Origin of the sequence: Rahnella sp. RcJ3 (assembly GCF_009498575.1) — a bacterium.
Classification (GTDB): Bacteria; Pseudomonadota; Gammaproteobacteria; order Enterobacterales; family Enterobacteriaceae; genus Rahnella; species Rahnella aceris.
Window position 1 is genome coordinate 58442 of record NZ_QSNX01000016.1, and the last position, 15533, is coordinate 73974.

Sequence of the window (15533 nt, forward strand, 5' to 3'; positions counted from 1 at the left end):
TGATTGCGGCATGACTGATAAGGGTTCCGACTGCGAAGTTTAGCGTGTTTCAGTCGGGTTCCCAACCATCAGGTTCACAGTAAGGCAAGAATGTTGCTGGCAGGCGGCAGGTGGCGGAGAAATCAGCCGAATGGAATGGTGAATTCATCCGTTTCGCGGTCCGGGCGCAGTGGCTGAGTACGCCCGACAAACATCCCGGACGTCAGAATATCGGTGAGTTTAACAACATGATAAATAGCCTGTTTATTCTGAGTTTTTACTTTGCGCTTGATATTGCCTTTGTGTGACGCCACCGTTTTTTGCTTGATATTCAGGTGCTGAGAAATGTTTTGCGTGTTCAGCCCCGACATCCACATTTTCAGAATACTGGATTCAGTCCGGCTCAGGCTGACCGGCGTGAGATCCAGCGGTTGTTCCGTTTCTGCCGAGCGCGCCAGCAGCAGGTTATGGGCAATCAACTGATAAATAGTGGCTGTCCGGATGGATTTTGACAAAATAATGATGTTTTTACGGATCGGCACATAGTTCTGATAATTCAGGTTTTCCTTGGAAATGAAAACAAAAAAAAGCGTACCGGGATGTGCGTCGATCACCTCCCGCAGAACGTGACCTGATTGCGCATCAGACGTAAAGCAATCTTCATTCACGAAGATGATTTCAGGCGTCAGGGAATTGCACGTCGCTTGCAGTTCGTCGATGTCCTTAAGCGAAAGAATATCTTTCGGATGTTGTCCGTTTAATTGCAATAGCGAATGCAATGCCAGCTGTGTGTAATAGCACTTATCTACAATGAGCGATGACATTGTGTGTTACCTGTTTGTTGGCCTTTGTTTGACTGCGGTACAGCCAGAGAGCTCGTTTTTATAAAACTGATCGTATAGCGATGGGGCATTCCCGTAAAAGTTGCCGGACGCTGGCAAAACTAACATTGCTGTGAGAAGGGATGCCCCTGGAGAGAGTAATAAGGCGCTAAAGAATTGATGTAAATCAGCAGAATGGGCTTTGGGACGTTTTGTGAGATCTTTGAGACGAATTGAGCGGGGAAAAGACTAAAGTTTCAGAATTGTGACGTTTTTTATGTGAAAAAGCCAGGTTACACAAGGTAACCCGGCATAAGCATAAATCGTCAGACTTTCTTGCGGATGAAGCGGTTAACCAGCCATTTCTCGATTTCGACGATCACGAAGATCATCGCGCCAACCACCAGCGTGATACCCCAGAATTTCAGGGGCATCGGCACGGTGCCAAACAACCGGTTCATGACTGGCAGATAAATCAACGCCAGTTGCAGGAGCAGTAAGACACCGGAAACAATCCATAACCCTTTGTTGACGAACACTTCGCGCGTCAGCGGGAAACGGTCCATTACGCGGCAGTTAAACATATACACCCACTGCGCGGTGACCAGCGTCTGTAACAGCACGGTACGGATCAAATCGCTGCTGTAACCACGCGGTTGCATCCAGGCTTCCAGCACAAAGGCACTGCAGGCAATCAGAATACCCACGAAGGCGATACGCCAGACAGCATGCAGGTCGAGAACGTGCTGACCCGGCGCGCGCGGACGGCGCCTCATCATGCCTTTCTCACCCGGCTCAAAGGCCAGACCGAAGGACAGCGTGGTCGACGTCGCCATGTTCATCCACAAGATCTGAACCGGCGTTAGCGGGATGACTGCCCCGGCCAGAATGGCCAGGATAATCAGTAGTCCCTGCGCGAGGTTAGTCGGCAGAATAAACAGAATGGTTTTCTTCAGGTTGTCGTAAACGCGACGACCTTCCCTGACCGCGCTGGCGATGGTCGCGAAGTTGTCATCGGTCAGCACCATGTCAGCGGCTTCTTTGGTAACTTCGGTGCCTTTGATCCCCATCGCGATACCGACGTCAGCTTGTTTCAACGCGGGCGCATCGTTGACACCGTCACCGGTCATTCCGACCACTTCACCGGTATCCTGTAACGCTTTTACCAGCCGTAATTTATGCTCGGGACTGGTACGGGCGAAAATATCATACTGGCTGGCGGCAGCGGCCAGTTCTGCATCATCCATATGCTCGAGCTGGTAACCGGTGATGGAATCACTGCTGTTGCCAATCCCTAACATTTTGCCGATGGCCATCGCGGTTTCCTGATGGTCGCCGGTGATCATCTTCACGCGGATCCCGGCCTGCTGACACTGGGCAATCGCATCAATGGCTTCCGGGCGAGGGGGATCCATCATGCCAGCGATACCGACAAAAATCAGACCCTGTTGCAGATGGCTATGGTTCAGGTCGCCACCGATTTCCGGCTCATCTTTCAATGCCGCAGCGACCATGCGCAGACCCTGACGGGCATAGCGCGCCATCTCTTCTTCCCAGTATTCCCGGCGGAAAGGCTGCACGCCGTTTTCGGTCAGTTCAAACGAGGCTAAAGAGAACAGTACGTCCGGTGCGCCGGTCACGAACAACCGGGTTTTGCCGTTGATGCGTTGCAGTGTCGACATGTATTTGTGTTTGGAATCGAACGGGATTTTATCCAGCGGCTCGACTTTGCCGGTATTCAGGTTTGATTTCGCCGCCAGCACTTTCAGTGCGCCGGAAGTCGGCCCGCCGGTAATACCCCAGTGGCCTTTATCGTCCTGCATCAGTTGGCTGTCGTTGCATAAATCAACTGCAGTGATGAAGGTATTGAGCACCGGTGTATGAGTGACATCAATCTGTTGCCGGGTTTGTGCGTCAACAATCCGGCCTTTAGGCTGATAGCTTTCGCCTTCAACCTGATAAGCGCGGTCTGCCAGAATGACGGCTTTCACAGTCATTTCATTCATGGTCAGCGTGCCGGTTTTATCCGAGCAGATAACCGTCATGGAGCCGAGTGTTTCGACTGTCGGCAGCTTGCGGATAATGGCGTGATTACGCGCCATCGACTGCACGCCAAGGGAGAGAATAATCGAGATAATCGCCGGTAAACCTTCGGGAACCGAAGCCACGGCCAGGCTAATCAGCGACAACAGCAGTTCGCCCAATGGCATATCGCGCAGGATAAAGGCGAAGACAAACAGGAACGCCATCATCAGCAGAATCAGGGCGAAAATGCCTTTGCCCAGTTTGTCGATTTGCTGCAACAGCGGGGTGCGCTGCGGCGTAATCGACGACATCATCTGGTTGATGTGACCCAGTTCGGTGTCTTTACCTGTGGCATAAACCACACCGGTTGCGGTGCCGCCACTGATCATGGTGCCGGAGAACAGCAGGTTGTGGCGGTCGCCGATCATGACTTCATCGTCAATGACCTGTGCGTTTTTCACCACCACGGTGGATTCACCGGTCAGAATGGCTTCTTCGACCTGCAGGTTATGCGCGCTGACAATGCGCAAGTCCGCCGGGATTTTATCTCCCGGGCGCAACTGCACGATATCACCGGGCACCAGCTGGTCGGCATTGATGGTTTGTATCTGTCCGTCACGCATGACAACTGCCTGACTTGACAGCATATTCTGAATGCTTTTCAGTGATTTCTCAGCGCTGTTTTCCTGCAAAAAACCGATCAGCGCATTGATGACGGCCACGCCCAAAATCACCAGCGTGTCCACCCAGTGTCCCATGGCACCGGTCACGATGGCAGCCGCGAGCAGGATATAAATCAGGACATCATTGAAGTGCGCCAGAAAACGCATCAGGGCGCTTTTGGCGGCTTTTTCCGGTAAGGCGTTCGGGCCATATTCTTTCAGACGCTCGCTGGCATCGTGCCGGGTCAGGCCATTCTCGCCAGTTCCCAGACGCTGCATGGCGTCGTTACCACTAATCTGATACCAGTTTTTGTTTTCTGTCGCGACAGAAGAAGAGGGGCTGGCATTCGTTTTTACAGATGAAGTTGAGTGAGTCATATACTTTTCCATAAGCCATGAACTGCGCTGCTATTAATATTTCAATCCTGACGGCGAAATAGTGAATATCAAAAAATCAATTTTACAATAGGGTGTGATCATAATTAATTATCTGGGAATAAATTTGATCTGAGCCAATAAATACTTTTTTTGTATCAACGTTAATAGGTAAAATTATTTAAAAACAGATGGATGTGTCCTTTAGTAATTTCGGTATTAATTACCCTTCATTTAGGGTTTGTTTAGGAATTAAATATCTAAGTAAATTGAAGTAAGTAAATCTAAGTTTTGTCAGCGTGGTTATTTTGGTTAAAATGGTAAGGGTGCTATCTATTGGCGTTTTACCGGGTAATACCCGCTAATTAATTGCGGATATTGAATCCTGAGAAATTATTCCCGCCGCCACGTTCTGTGACAGAAAATAGATCTGCCGCTATCTGGTAACTGTCCGTCGCTTGCACCACACTGTGTAAAGTTTGTGATGCTGTCCGCACATCGCTTCAATTTTAAAAATGAATCGATTAGCGTAGTGGCTGTCTACAGAATGCAAAACAGTTTCGGCACAACCCGTGAGGATAAAGGTAAGTATGGTCAAGGTGGACAAATGGCACTCTCTGGCAATGAGCGTGTTGCTGGTAACAGTATCGGGCGTGGCGAAAGCTGACTCGCTGGACTCGCAACGCCAGCACTATATGCAGATTAAACAGGCGTGGGATAACAATCAGTTGGACGTCGTCAGTCAGCTGATGCCCACGCTGGAAGATTATCCGCTTTACCCTTATCTGGAATACCGGCAACTGACGCAGGAACTGGGCGATGCCACGCCCGCGCAGGTGAATGCCTTTGTTAAAGCCAACCCGACATTGCCGCCTGCGCGTTCCCTCCCGGCCCGCTTTGTGAATGAGCTGGCGCGTCGTCAGGACTGGAACAGTTTGCTCTCTTTCAGCCCGCAGCCGCCGAAACCGGTCGCTGCACGTTGCAACTACTATTACGCCAAATGGGCGACCGGCGATCAGAAAACCGCGTTTGATGGCGCGAAAGATATCTGGCTGACCGGCACGTCACTGCCGAATACCTGCGACAAGCTGTTCTCCGTCTGGCAGGGCGCAGGCAATCAGACTGCATTGACTACGCTGCAACGCATCGGCCTGGCGATGAAAACCGGCAATACGAATCTGGTGAACTTCCTGGCGAAGCAGTTACCGCCGGATTACCAGACCATGCGCGATGCGCTGCTGGATTTACAAAATAACCCGAATACCATTGAAAGCTTTGCGCGCAGTGTCGGGCCGACTGATTTTACCCGCAATGCCACCAGCATTACGTTTGCGCGTATCGCCCGTGATGATGCGGAAAATGCCCGTTCGATGATCCCCGTTCTCGTGCGTCTGCAGAAGATGAGCGACAGCGAACGTCTGGATCTGGAAGAAGCTGTCGCCTGGCGCTATATGGGCAGCGACGCCACACCGGAACAGGCGGCATGGCGCGATAACGTTATTCTGCGCAGCCATTCCACCACGCTGGTGGAGCGTCGGATTCGTATGGCGCTGGCCGCCGGTGATCGTCAGGGACTGAGACAGTGGCTGGATCGTTTACCTTCGGATGCCCTGCAGGAAGATGAATGGCAGTACTGGCGTGCGTCAGTGATGATCGACAACGGTCAGCGCTCACAAGGTGAAGCGATGCTGCGCACATTGATGAAGGGGCGGGGATTCTATCCGATGGCCGCCGCGCAAAAGCTGAATGTTGCTTATCCGATGCAAATTTCTGTGGCTGCGAAGCCTGATGCCAGCATTGCGAAATTGCCGGAAGTCGCCCGCGTTCGTGAACTGATGTACTGGCAGATGGACAATCTTGCACGCACTGAATGGAGCTATCTGGTCAGCAGTCGTTCTGAATCTCAGCAGTCGGCACTGGCGCGTTACGCTTTCGAGCAGAAATGGCCCGATCTCAGCGTGCAGGCGACCATTACCGGCAAGCTTTGGGATTATCTTGAAGAACGTTTCCCGCTGGCGTGGCCGGATGAATTCCGCCGTGCGACCAATGACAAAGGCATCACGCAAAGCTACGCGATGGCGATTGCCCGTCAGGAAAGCGCATGGAACCCGAAAGCCCGTTCGCCGGTAGGAGCCTCTGGTCTGATGCAGGTGATGCCTGCGACAGCGCAGCATACCGTGGATATGTTTGGTTTGCAGGGCTACAGCAATCCGGCTCAGCTGCTGGATCCGCAAATGAACATCACCATCGGTACCAGCTATCTGGAATATGTCTATCAGATGTTTGGCCGCAACCGTATTTTATCCAGCGCTGCTTACAACGCCGGGCCTTCCCGTGTGAATACCTGGCTGGGCAACAGCGCGGGCAGGGTGGATTCGGTCGCGTTCATTGAGAGTATCCCTTTCTCCGAAACTCGCCGATATGTTAAAAATGTGTTGGCATATGATGCATTTTATCGCTATTTTTTACATCAACCGGCCAAGATTTTGACGGATGCCGAATGGCAGAGGCGTTACTGATCCCGTATCGTTTATGATAAGCTGCTGTACTAGTTTAATAGTATGGCAGCCCAATCATGAATCAACGACCCATCACTGACCCTGCTCTTTCCCAACAAGGCAATGAGGACTGGCAGTGCTTTCTGGCACTGCTACAGCAATCTTTTGCTGAAAATCTGCATCAGGATCTGCTGCAACTGCTTCTGACGCCCGACGAACGTGCGGCGCTGGGAACGCGGGTACGCATTATTCAGGAGCTGATGCGGGGAGAGATGAGTCAGCGCGAACTGAAAAGCCAGCTGGGTGCCGGTATCGCTACGATAACCCGGGGATCGAATGGCCTGAAAACGGCTCCGGCAGCGCTAAAGGATTGGTTGAGCGGGCAACTGCTGGCAGACAAAACGGGCGAATGAAGTGCCCGTTTCAGTCTGAAATTTTAATGGGTCTGGGCGCGGGTTTGATAAACCGGGTTATGAAAAGGCGCTAAAGCCAGCACCAGTGCCTGATGATAAACGCTGGTGCGGTTCAGTTTCCCGGCGGTAAAAATGCCGATGGCGCCGCCTTTACGCTTCACCTCTGCGATACCCGTCAGTTTTTCCATCTCATCCCCCAATTCACTGCCCTGGTTGATCCCCTGTAAAATGATTTCAGGTAACATTAAACTGGCTGAACGTGATTCGCCGCGCTGGTGCATATTCTCAATCACCATCCAGGCGAATGTCATATTGTCTTCGATACCCGCTTCCACGCCGACCCAGAAGTCTGCTTCGGGACGAACCTGACGCGCACCGATTACACGATGGCGTGCCCCGGTACGGGTTTCATTACTGCCAATAGGTTGATTTGGAACACCACTGTCGACATCAACGCCTTCAATGCGAAATGCCTCAGCGCCGAAAATGTCTTCAAAAGCCATGGCGATAGCTTTGATTTTTGCCGGGTTAGTGGTTGCAGCGACAACATGATACATAGAGTTTTAGCATCCTTTAGCAAATTTCACGCAGTATAACGGAAAACACTCATGTTACAGGTATATCTCGTCCGTCATGGCGAAACAGAATGGAACGCCGCCCGCCGTATTCAGGGGCAGTCAGACAGCCCGCTGACGGCTAAAGGTCTTTACCAGGCCCGTCAGGTTGCTGAGCGCGTGCGTAAAGAAGGGATCACTCACGTTATCACCAGTGATTTAGGACGTACCCGCCACACGGCGCAGATTATCGCTGATGCCTGCGGGTGTGAAGTGATCAATGAGCCACGTTTGCGCGAACTGCACATGGGCGTGCTGGAAGAACGTATTCTGGATGGTCTGACGGAGCAGGAAGAAATATGGCGTAAGCAGATGGTTGATGGTTCACCCAAAGGGCGCATCCCCGAAGGTGAAACGATGACTGAACTGGCCGTGCGTATGCGTGCCGCGCTCGACAGCTGTCTGGATTTACCGGCGGGAAGCAAGCCGCTGCTGGTCAGCCACGGTATTGCGCTGGGCTGTCTGATCAGTACGATCCTTGGCTTGCCTGCCTATGCGGAACGCCGTCTGCGTCTGCGTAACTGTTCGCTGTCGCGTGTTGATCACCAGCAAAGCGCCTGGCTGGCAAATGGATGGATTGTGGAAACGGCGGGCGATGTCTCACATCTTGATCTGCCCGCGTTAGACGAGTTGCAACGCTAACGCCAGAAGGCGTTAGCGGCGGATTGGGATCAGGTAATCACACTGTATTTCGGTTGGCGCAGTGCCGGGGGCATGGCCATTCGTGTAAAAGCGTTCGATATCCTGTCCCTTTCTGCGGGTCAGTTTCAATGTTGGCAGACAGGTGCTGTACAACGTCAGAATAAATTCCTGCAAACGTTCCGGCGTGCCATTGTAGTGGAACATGGCATATTCACCGTGCTGCAACACAATAGGCTGACCTTCAACGTTTTCCGGCAGGTGCTGAGCTTCCAGCGCTGTCGTGTACAATACTTCCTGCTCGTCATCTTTCTCCTGGCTTGGACGTGAATGGTGCAGGCCATAAAGAATGGGCGGCAGCGTTTTCGCTTCCCCAATATATTGACGCCAGAAGTGACGACGCATCTCGTTGCGGTACGTGGTGATTTGCTCCAGCGTACATGAATAGCTTTGCGTCATGCCGATCAGATGCTGTTCTGGTAATGAGACATACTCCGGTTGCGGCAGAATGAATGCACCCAGTCGGATAGGCGGGCAAATACCAAACGAATGCCAGTCTTCAGCACGACGATACAATGCCGGCGTTTGTGCGAATTGTTTTTTGAAAGCCCGGGTAAACGTTTGTTGGGAGTCAAAACGGTACTGAAGGGCGATATCTAATATCGGGCGACTGGTGAGACGCAAAGCGACAGCCGCTTTCGACAGGCGGCGGGCACGAATATAAGCACCAATGGCATTATTCGTGACGTCTTTAAACATGCGCTGCAGGTGCCACTTGGAATAGCCGGCCTTGGCTGCGACATTGTCGAGTGACAAGGGCTGGTCTAAATGGGTTTCTAACCAGCTAAGAAGGTCACGAATGATTCCTGCTTGATCCATAGATCGTCCTCGTTGAACTAAGATAAATGCACAGAATGATGGGCGGCATAATAGCAACTTTTTCCCGATAAGACTGCTTAAGATTTTTTTGGCTATCTGTGCTATTTACAGGTGTTACAGAGTATTTCATTCCGAAAGTGTGAATGCACGCTTTCTGATTGTGGTTTCTTTAGAAAACAACGTCATGCTGATGACGTGGAGTAACTTAATGAATAAATGTTGGATTTTTGTATTTGGGATGTTTATTTTTTGTTCTGGAGCAGCGCGTGCAGAGCAAGTGGGATCAGTGGATACCGTCTTCAAATTATTCGGTCCGGACCATAAAATTGTGGTCGAGGCCTTTGATGATCCTGATATTAAAAATGTAACTTGTTATATCAGTCGTGCAAAAACCGGCGGCATCAAGGGCGGATTAGGTCTGGCCGAAGATACATCGGATGCGGCGATTTCCTGTCAGCAGGTAGGACCTATCGAGCTCAGCGATAAGATTAAGCAGGGCAAAGACAAAGGCACTGTAGTTTTCCAGAAACGTACCTCTCTGGTGTTTAAAAAGCTGCAGGTGGTGCGTTTTTATGATGAAAAACGTAATGCGCTTATCTACCTGAGTTATTCCGATAAAGTCGTGGACGGTTCACCTAAAAATGCCCTCAGCGCGGTGCCGATCATTCCGTGGGGACATGCTGAGCCTTGAGTTTCACCAAGGGATCCAAATCAAAAGGCCAGCTTTCGCTGGCCTTTACGTTTTATCACATCGACTGCAGAGCGGTTGGCAACCTTCTGTATCAGTCTTCCAGATCACCGCAGAAACGGTAACCTTCACCATGGATAGTGGCGATGATTTCCGGCGTATCCGGAGTCGCTTCGAAATGCTTACGGATGCGACGGATAGTCACGTCAACAGTACGGTCATGAGGTTTCAGCTCACGGCCGGTCATTTTCTTCAGCAAATCGCCACGGGTTTGGATTTTGCCCGGGTTTTCACAAAAATGCAGCATGGCGCGGAATTCACTGCGCGGTAACTTATACTGTTCGCCCTGCGGGCTTATCAGCGAACGGCTGTTGATATCGAGTTCCCAGCCATTGAATTTGTAGCTTTCAACCAGACGACGTTCTTCACCGGTAGTACCCAGGTTCATCGTGCGGGACAGCAGATTGCGTGCGCGGATGGTCAGTTCGCGCGGGTTGAATGGCTTGGTGATATAGTCATCAGCGCCGATTTCCAGACCCAAAATTTTATCAACTTCGTTGTCGCGGCCGGTCAGGAACATCAAAGCAACGCTGGCTTGTTCACGCAGTTCGCGTGCCAGCAGCAGGCCATTTTTGCCTGGCAGGTTGATGTCCATGATAACCAGATTGATATCATTTTCGGACAGAATGTGGTGCATTTCAGCGCCATCATTGGCTTCATGCACCATGTAGCCTTCTGCTTCAAAAATGCTCTTTAACGTATTACGTGTCACTAACTCGTCTTCGACGATCAGAATGTGAGGGGTCTGCATGATTGCTACCTAAGATTGCCAACAAATAGAAAATAGGAGTACAGAAGTCCTTGATATCCCAATGAATTTCGATGCCTTATTGGCCATCTCACTCGTTACATGACTAAAGTACGTAAATGCGTTCTCGATGCAATTTCCATCAACGGCAACAACATCGCAAGCTCGGTCAGGGATTCCACTTTCTGCAGTTCCACGGGGTCCTAAAGCGGCGCATATCCTAACCCTATTAACAGCAATATAACAGCGAGTGTCGAAATTACCACCCAACAAAATTACGGTTTGTTGACATATATCAAGTTCAATTGTAGCACGGTAACAGAACAGTGAAAAACACTTACAAGAATGCACGTTTGAGTCACATTTCGGCCTTTATTGTACACGATTCAGCTAATCCTCAGGAAACCCAAGATAAATGCAAAATCTGTATGTATCATTATTATATATCCATATGAAAAATAATGACTAATTTTTTAAGGGAACGTGCTTAACCCTGCCAGCAGCTTTTTTACCTCCCGGTTAAGCTTTTCCGATAAAATAAAGGAATATATCAAGTCGACTGTTAAGTTCTTGTGAAGAATATAAACGATGAATAGGTCTGAAACAGGATAAAATTTCATCGCTGAAATACAGGCGGCAAATTCTTTTTCCTTCCTGCAAAGGCGTCATATGCAACTTCATATTATTTTAGTGTCACCGGCTCGCCCGGAAAATGTCGGTGCGGCAGCCCGCGCAATGAAAACCATGGGCTTTGCTTCCTTGCGTATTGTGGACAGCGAGGCACATCTCAAGCCGGAAGCCGGTTGGGTGGCACATGGTTCGCAGGACATCCTGCAAAATGCTCTGCATTTCAGCACACTGGCAGAAGCTCTGGCTGATATTGATTTTACTGTCGCGACGACGGCCCGCAGCCGGGCTAAATTTCACTATTACTGCACGCCTCAGGAGTTGCAGGTGCAGCTTGAAGAGAAAAGCCAGTGGGTGAATCACGCTGCGCTGGTATTTGGCCGTGAGGATTCCGGGCTGACCAATGAAGAGCTGGAACTGGCTGATGTGCTGACCGGCGTTCCGATGGTGGCGGATTACCCGTCGCTGAATCTGGGGCAGGCCGTGATGGTATTCTGTTATCAGTTATCGTCTCTCAATCAGGTGACCTCAGTGAAACCTGAAAATGCCGAAGCGGGACAGTTGTCGGCATTGCGTGCACGGGTCGGGCGATTACTGGAAAATGTCGGGGCAGAAGATGACCAGAAATTGTCCGACTGGCTGCATCAGCGTCTCGGTCTTTTGCAGCAGCGCGATGCGGCAATGCTGCATACTTTGCTACATGACATCGAAAAAAAACTGACCCAATGATGTGAGGGGAATCCTTACCGCTACAGTTCGATATCCGGTGCGGTGATAGCAGAGTTATCGATCGTACTGGAAATGCTTTTAAAGGCAGATAATTATCCATTTCATTCTGTCCGTGATTAACCTGCCGAAAATAGAAAAAAATTGACTTATTGTGCCTTATGCTTTAGCTAATAGAGGCAGACAGAGTACAAACCTAAAGACAGACAGAAAATAAAAATGCGAATCATCAGCCTGAACACAACAATTATTACCACCACCGATACCACAGGTAACGGGGCGGGCTGACGCGTACAGGAAAAAGAAAAAAAGCCCGCACCTAACCAGTGCGGGCTTTTTTTTTACATTTAAACGAGAGCTTCAGGAGAGAACCAGAAATGCGAGTGTTGAAATTTGGCGGGACCTCGGTAGCAAACGCAGAACGCTTCTTGCGGGTTGCGGACATTATGGAAAGCAATGCACGTCAGGGACAGGTCGCGACGGTATTATCCGCGCCTGCCAAAATCACCAACTATCTGGTTGCTATGATTGAACGAACTGTCGCAGGGCAGGACATTCAGACCATCATGAGTGATGCGGAAAACATTTTTGGTCAGCTGATAACCGGCCTGGCGGCCGCGCAACCGGGTTTTGATTTGCCGAAAGTGAAAGCGTTTGTCGATCACGAATTCGCTCAGCTTAAACAACTGATGCACGGTATTGCCCTGCTGGGACAATGCCCGGACAGTGTAAATGCCTCCATCATCTGTCGTGGTGAAAAGCTCTCTATCGCTATTATGGAAGCGGTGTTCCTGGCCAAAGGTTTTGGCGTCACCGTCATTAACCCGGTCGAAAAACTGCTCGCGCAGGGGCATTACCTTGAATCGACTGTGGACATCAACGAATCCACCCGGCGTATCGCCGCCAGCGCTATTCCAGCCGATCACATCGTGCTGATGGCCGGTTTCACTGCCGGTAACGAGCAGGGCGAACTGGTGGTGCTCGGACGTAATGGTTCCGATTATTCAGCCGCCGTGCTGGCTGCCTGTTTACGTGCCGACTGTTGTGAAATCTGGACTGACGTCGACGGTGTGTATACTTGCGATCCGCGCATCGTGCCGGACGCCCGCTTACTGAAATCCATGTCATATCAGGAAGCGATGGAGCTGTCGTACTTTGGTGCGAAAGTGCTTCATCCGCGTACCATCCTGCCGATTGCCCAGTTCCAGATCCCTTGCCTGATCAAAAACACCACCAACCCGCAGGCGCCAGGCACGCTGATTGGCAGCGAAAGCCTCGGCGATAATACGCCGGTGAAAGGCATCACTAATCTGAACAACATGGCGATGATCAACGTTTCCGGTCCGGGTATGAAAGGGATGATCGGCATGGCGGCGCGCGTGTTTGCGGTGATGTCCCGTTCAGGCATTTCGGTGGTGCTGATCACCCAGTCTTCTTCTGAATACAGCATCAGTTTCTGTGTGCCGCAAAGCGAACTGGAACGCGCCCGTAAAGCGCTGGAAGACGAGTTCTATCTGGAGCTGAAAGACGGTCTGCTTGAGCCGCTGGATGTGATGGAGAAGCTGGCGGTTATTTCTGTCGTCGGCGACGGCATGCGTACCCTGCGCGGTATCTCGGCGAAATTCTTCTCGGCACTGGCGCGCGCCAATATCAATATCGTGGCGATTGCGCAGGGGTCGTCTGAACGTTCTATCTCGGTGGTCGTCAATAACGACGATGCGACCACCGGTGTGCGCGTAAGCCACCAGATGCTGTTCAACACTGATCAGGTTATCGAAGTCTTCCTGATCGGCGTAGGCGGCGTGGGCGGGGCGTTGATTGAACAGATCCGCCGTCAACAAGCGTGGCTGAAAACCAAACATATTGATCTGCGCGTTTGCGGCATCGCCAACTCCCGCGCATTGCTGACTAACGTTCACGGCATTGCGCTGGAAACCTGGCGTGATGAACTGGGTGCCGCGAAAGAGCCGCTGAATCTGGGACGTCTGATCCGTCTGGTGAAAGAATACCACCTGCTGAATCCGGTGATTGTTGACTGTACTTCCAGTCAGGAAGTGGCTGATCAATACGCCGATTTCCTTGCCGACGGTTTCCACGTCGTAACGCCGAACAAAAAGGCCAATACTTCTTCCATGAATTACTACCATCAGTTGCGTAAAGCGGCGGATGGTTCACGCCGTAAATTCCTCTATGACACCAACGTCGGCGCGGGTTTACCGGTCATCGAAAACCTGCAAAACCTGCTGAATGCCGGTGATGAGCTGATGCGTTTCTCCGGCATCCTCTCCGGCTCGCTGTCCTTCATCTTCGGTAAGCTGGATGAAGGCATGTCGTTATCTGCTGCAACATTGCAGGCGAAAGAGATGGGCTATACCGAACCGGATCCGCGTGATGATCTGTCCGGTATGGACGTTGCCCGTAAATTGCTGATCCTGGCGCGTGAAGCCGGTTACAAACTGGAGCTGACGGATATTGACGTGGAATCCGTTCTGCCGCCGTCCTTCAATAGCGAAGGCACTGTGAATGAATTTGTGGCGCGTCTGCCGGAACTGGATGCCGAATTTGCCAGGCGTGTTGCGGATGCCACCGCCGCAGGTAAAGTATTGCGTTATGTCGGTGCTATCGAAGACGGACAATGCAAAGTAAAAATCGATGCCGTCGATGGTAATGACCCGCTTTATAAAGTAAAAAATGGGGAGAATGCGCTGGCGTTTTACAGCCGCTATTATCAGCCGTTGCCGTTGGTTCTGCGTGGCTACGGTGCCGGTAATGATGTGACGGCGGCAGGTGTGTTTGCCGATCTTTTGAGAACGCTGTCATGGAAGTTAGGAGTTTAATATGGTTAAGGTGTATGCCCCGGCTTCAATCGGGAACGTCAGCGTAGGCTTCGATGTTCTGGGCGCGGCCGTGTCTCCGGTGGATGGCACGCTGCTGGGCGACTGTGTTTCCGTTGAGGCGGCCACAGTGTTCAGTCTGAAAAACGAAGGCAAGTTTGTGTCTAAACTGCCGGATCGCATGGAAGACAATATCGTTTATCAGTGCTGGCAGCGTTTCTGTCAGGAAATCGGCAAAGAAGTGCCGGTGGCGATGACGCTGGAAAAAAACATGCCGATCGGCTCAGGTCTGGGCTCCAGCGCCTGTTCGGTGGTCGCCGGTCTGATGGCGATGAATGAGTTTTGCGGTAAACCGCTGAATGAAAACCAGATGCTGTTGCTGATGGGCGAGCTGGAAGGGCGGATTTCCGGTAGCGTACATTTCGATAATGTGGCGCCATGCTATTTAGGCGGCATTCAGCTGATGCTGGAAGAACTCGATATCATCAGCCAGGAGGTGCCAGGCTTTGATGACTGGCTGTGGGTGATGGCGTATCCGGGGATTAAAGTCTCGACGGCCGAGGCGCGTGCCATTTTACCTGCGCAGTATCGCCGTCAGGATTGCATCAGCCACGGACGTTATCTGGCGGGCTTTATTCATGCCTGCCACACTCAGCAACCTGCGCTGGCCGCAAAACTGATGAAAGATGTGATTGCTGAACCTTACCGCACCCGTCTGCTGCCGGGCTTTGCCGAAGCCCGCAGCGCCGCAGAAGAAATTGGTGCGCTGGCTTGCGGGATTTCCGGTTCCGGCCCGACGTTGTTCGCGGTGTGCAACGACAGTGCGACAGCGAAACGTATGGCTGACTGGTTGCAGACGCATTATCTGCAAAATGACGAAGGCTTTGTTCATATTTGTCGTCTTGATACCGCGGGCGCGCGGGTATTGGGATAACTCGATAATTT

Annotated in this window: 13 protein-coding genes and 1 other annotated feature; of the genes, 8 read left to right on the plus strand and 5 right to left on the minus strand. The window is 51.3% G+C overall.

Going from position 1 to position 15533, the window contains the following annotated elements; genetic code table 11:
- Positions 1 to 122: 122 nt before the first annotated feature.
- Entirely contained in the window at positions 123 to 803 is a 681-nt protein-coding gene (gene rcsA / locus DXU84_RS19235) for a transcriptional regulator RcsA (protein WP_013577087.1), read from the minus strand.
- Between the two features lie 323 nt (positions 804 to 1126).
- A complete protein-coding gene (locus tag DXU84_RS19240; RefSeq protein WP_119262121.1) occupies positions 1127 to 3865 on the minus strand; it encodes a cation-transporting P-type ATPase in 2739 nt (912 codons plus the stop codon).
- 596 nt (positions 3866 to 4461) lie between these two features.
- Here DXU84_RS19240 and sltY point away from each other — a divergent pair.
- Positions 4462 to 6381 (plus strand): murein transglycosylase, encoded by a 1920-nt coding sequence (gene sltY / locus DXU84_RS19245; protein WP_173362118.1) that lies wholly within the window; start codon positions 4462 to 4464, stop codon positions 6379 to 6381.
- Positions 6382 to 6437: 56 nt separating this feature from the next.
- A complete protein-coding gene (gene trpR, locus DXU84_RS19250; protein WP_013577084.1) occupies positions 6438 to 6773 on the plus strand; it encodes a trp operon repressor in 336 nt (111 codons plus the stop codon).
- 23 nt (positions 6774 to 6796) lie between these two features.
- On the opposite strand, the gene yjjX is transcribed toward trpR, so the two are convergent.
- Entirely contained in the window at positions 6797 to 7330 is a 534-nt protein-coding gene (yjjX, locus tag DXU84_RS19255; protein ID WP_013577083.1) for an inosine/xanthosine triphosphatase, read from the minus strand.
- A 51-nt stretch (positions 7331 to 7381) separates the two neighbouring features.
- On the opposite strand from yjjX, the gene gpmB reads away from it, so the two are divergent.
- The gene (gene gpmB / locus DXU84_RS19260) at positions 7382 to 8029 is read left to right on the plus strand and encodes a 2,3-diphosphoglycerate-dependent phosphoglycerate mutase GpmB (RefSeq protein ID WP_013577082.1); all 648 of its coding nucleotides are present in this window, start codon (positions 7382 to 7384) and stop codon (positions 8027 to 8029) included.
- Between the two features lie 12 nt (positions 8030 to 8041).
- Here gpmB and robA read toward each other — a convergent pair whose 3' ends face one another.
- Positions 8042 to 8905: an MDR efflux pump AcrAB transcriptional activator RobA gene (gene robA / locus DXU84_RS19265; protein WP_013577081.1), complete on the minus strand. Its 864-nt coding sequence runs from the start codon at positions 8903 to 8905 to the stop codon at positions 8042 to 8044.
- A 208-nt stretch (positions 8906 to 9113) separates the two neighbouring features.
- Here robA and creA point away from each other — a divergent pair, with 208 nt between their 5' ends.
- Positions 9114 to 9596 carry a protein CreA gene (gene creA / locus DXU84_RS19270; RefSeq protein ID WP_013577080.1) on the plus strand — a complete coding sequence of 161 codons (483 nt, stop codon included), beginning with the start codon at positions 9114 to 9116 and terminating at the stop codon, positions 9594 to 9596.
- 91 nt (positions 9597 to 9687) lie between these two features.
- Here creA and arcA read toward each other — a convergent pair whose 3' ends face one another.
- Positions 9688 to 10404, minus strand: a complete 717-nt coding sequence (gene arcA / locus DXU84_RS19275; RefSeq protein ID WP_013577079.1) for a two-component system response regulator ArcA — start codon at positions 10402 to 10404, stop codon at positions 9688 to 9690.
- Positions 10405 to 11070: 666 nt separating this feature from the next.
- Here arcA and DXU84_RS19280 point away from each other — a divergent pair.
- The 4 genes from DXU84_RS19280 (at position 11071) to thrB (ending at position 15522) form a co-directional block, all read left to right on the plus strand.
- Entirely contained in the window at positions 11071 to 11757 is a 687-nt protein-coding gene (locus DXU84_RS19280; protein ID WP_013577078.1) for a tRNA/rRNA methyltransferase, read from the plus strand.
- Between the two features lie 216 nt (positions 11758 to 11973).
- Positions 11974 to 12042: a thr operon leader peptide gene (thrL, locus tag DXU84_RS19285; protein ID WP_071823645.1), complete on the plus strand. Its 69-nt coding sequence runs from the start codon at positions 11974 to 11976 to the stop codon at positions 12040 to 12042.
- Positions 11981 to 12097, plus strand: a sequence feature (Thr leader region). Its footprint overlaps the gene before it by 62 nt.
- Before the next feature lie 34 nt (positions 12098 to 12131).
- Positions 12132 to 14591, plus strand: a complete 2460-nt coding sequence (gene thrA, locus DXU84_RS19290; protein WP_013577077.1) for a bifunctional aspartate kinase/homoserine dehydrogenase I — start codon at positions 12132 to 12134, stop codon at positions 14589 to 14591.
- Position 14592: 1 nt separating this feature from the next.
- On the plus strand, positions 14593 to 15522 hold the full coding sequence (gene thrB / locus DXU84_RS19295; protein ID WP_013577076.1) for a homoserine kinase: 930 nt from the start codon (positions 14593 to 14595) through the stop codon (positions 15520 to 15522).
- The last annotated feature ends 11 nt before the right edge of the window (positions 15523 to 15533 follow it).

What these genes read in the sequence shown, in the direction of transcription:
- rcsA (WP_013577087.1), bottom strand. Translation starts at nt 803, where the DNA reads ATGTCATCGCTCATTGTAGATAAGTGCTATTACACACAGCTGGCATTG.
- DXU84_RS19240 (WP_119262121.1), bottom strand. Translation starts at nt 3,865, where the DNA reads ATGACTCACTCAACTTCATCTGTAAAAACGAATGCCAGCCCCTCTTCT.
- trpR (WP_013577084.1), top strand. Translation starts at nt 6,438, where the DNA reads ATGAATCAACGACCCATCACTGACCCTGCTCTTTCCCAACAAGGCAAT.
- yjjX (WP_013577083.1), bottom strand. Translation starts at nt 7,330, where the DNA reads ATGTATCATGTTGTCGCTGCAACCACTAACCCGGCAAAAATCAAAGCT.
- gpmB (WP_013577082.1), top strand. Translation starts at nt 7,382, where the DNA reads ATGTTACAGGTATATCTCGTCCGTCATGGCGAAACAGAATGGAACGCC.
- robA (WP_013577081.1), bottom strand. Translation starts at nt 8,905, where the DNA reads ATGGATCAAGCAGGAATCATTCGTGACCTTCTTAGCTGGTTAGAAACC.
- creA (WP_013577080.1), top strand. Translation starts at nt 9,114, where the DNA reads ATGAATAAATGTTGGATTTTTGTATTTGGGATGTTTATTTTTTGTTCT.
- arcA (WP_013577079.1), bottom strand. Translation starts at nt 10,404, where the DNA reads ATGCAGACCCCTCACATTCTGATCGTCGAAGACGAGTTAGTGACACGT.
- DXU84_RS19280 (WP_013577078.1), top strand. Translation starts at nt 11,071, where the DNA reads ATGCAACTTCATATTATTTTAGTGTCACCGGCTCGCCCGGAAAATGTC.
- thrA (WP_013577077.1), top strand. Translation starts at nt 12,132, where the DNA reads ATGCGAGTGTTGAAATTTGGCGGGACCTCGGTAGCAAACGCAGAACGC.
- thrB (WP_013577076.1), top strand. Translation starts at nt 14,593, where the DNA reads ATGGTTAAGGTGTATGCCCCGGCTTCAATCGGGAACGTCAGCGTAGGC.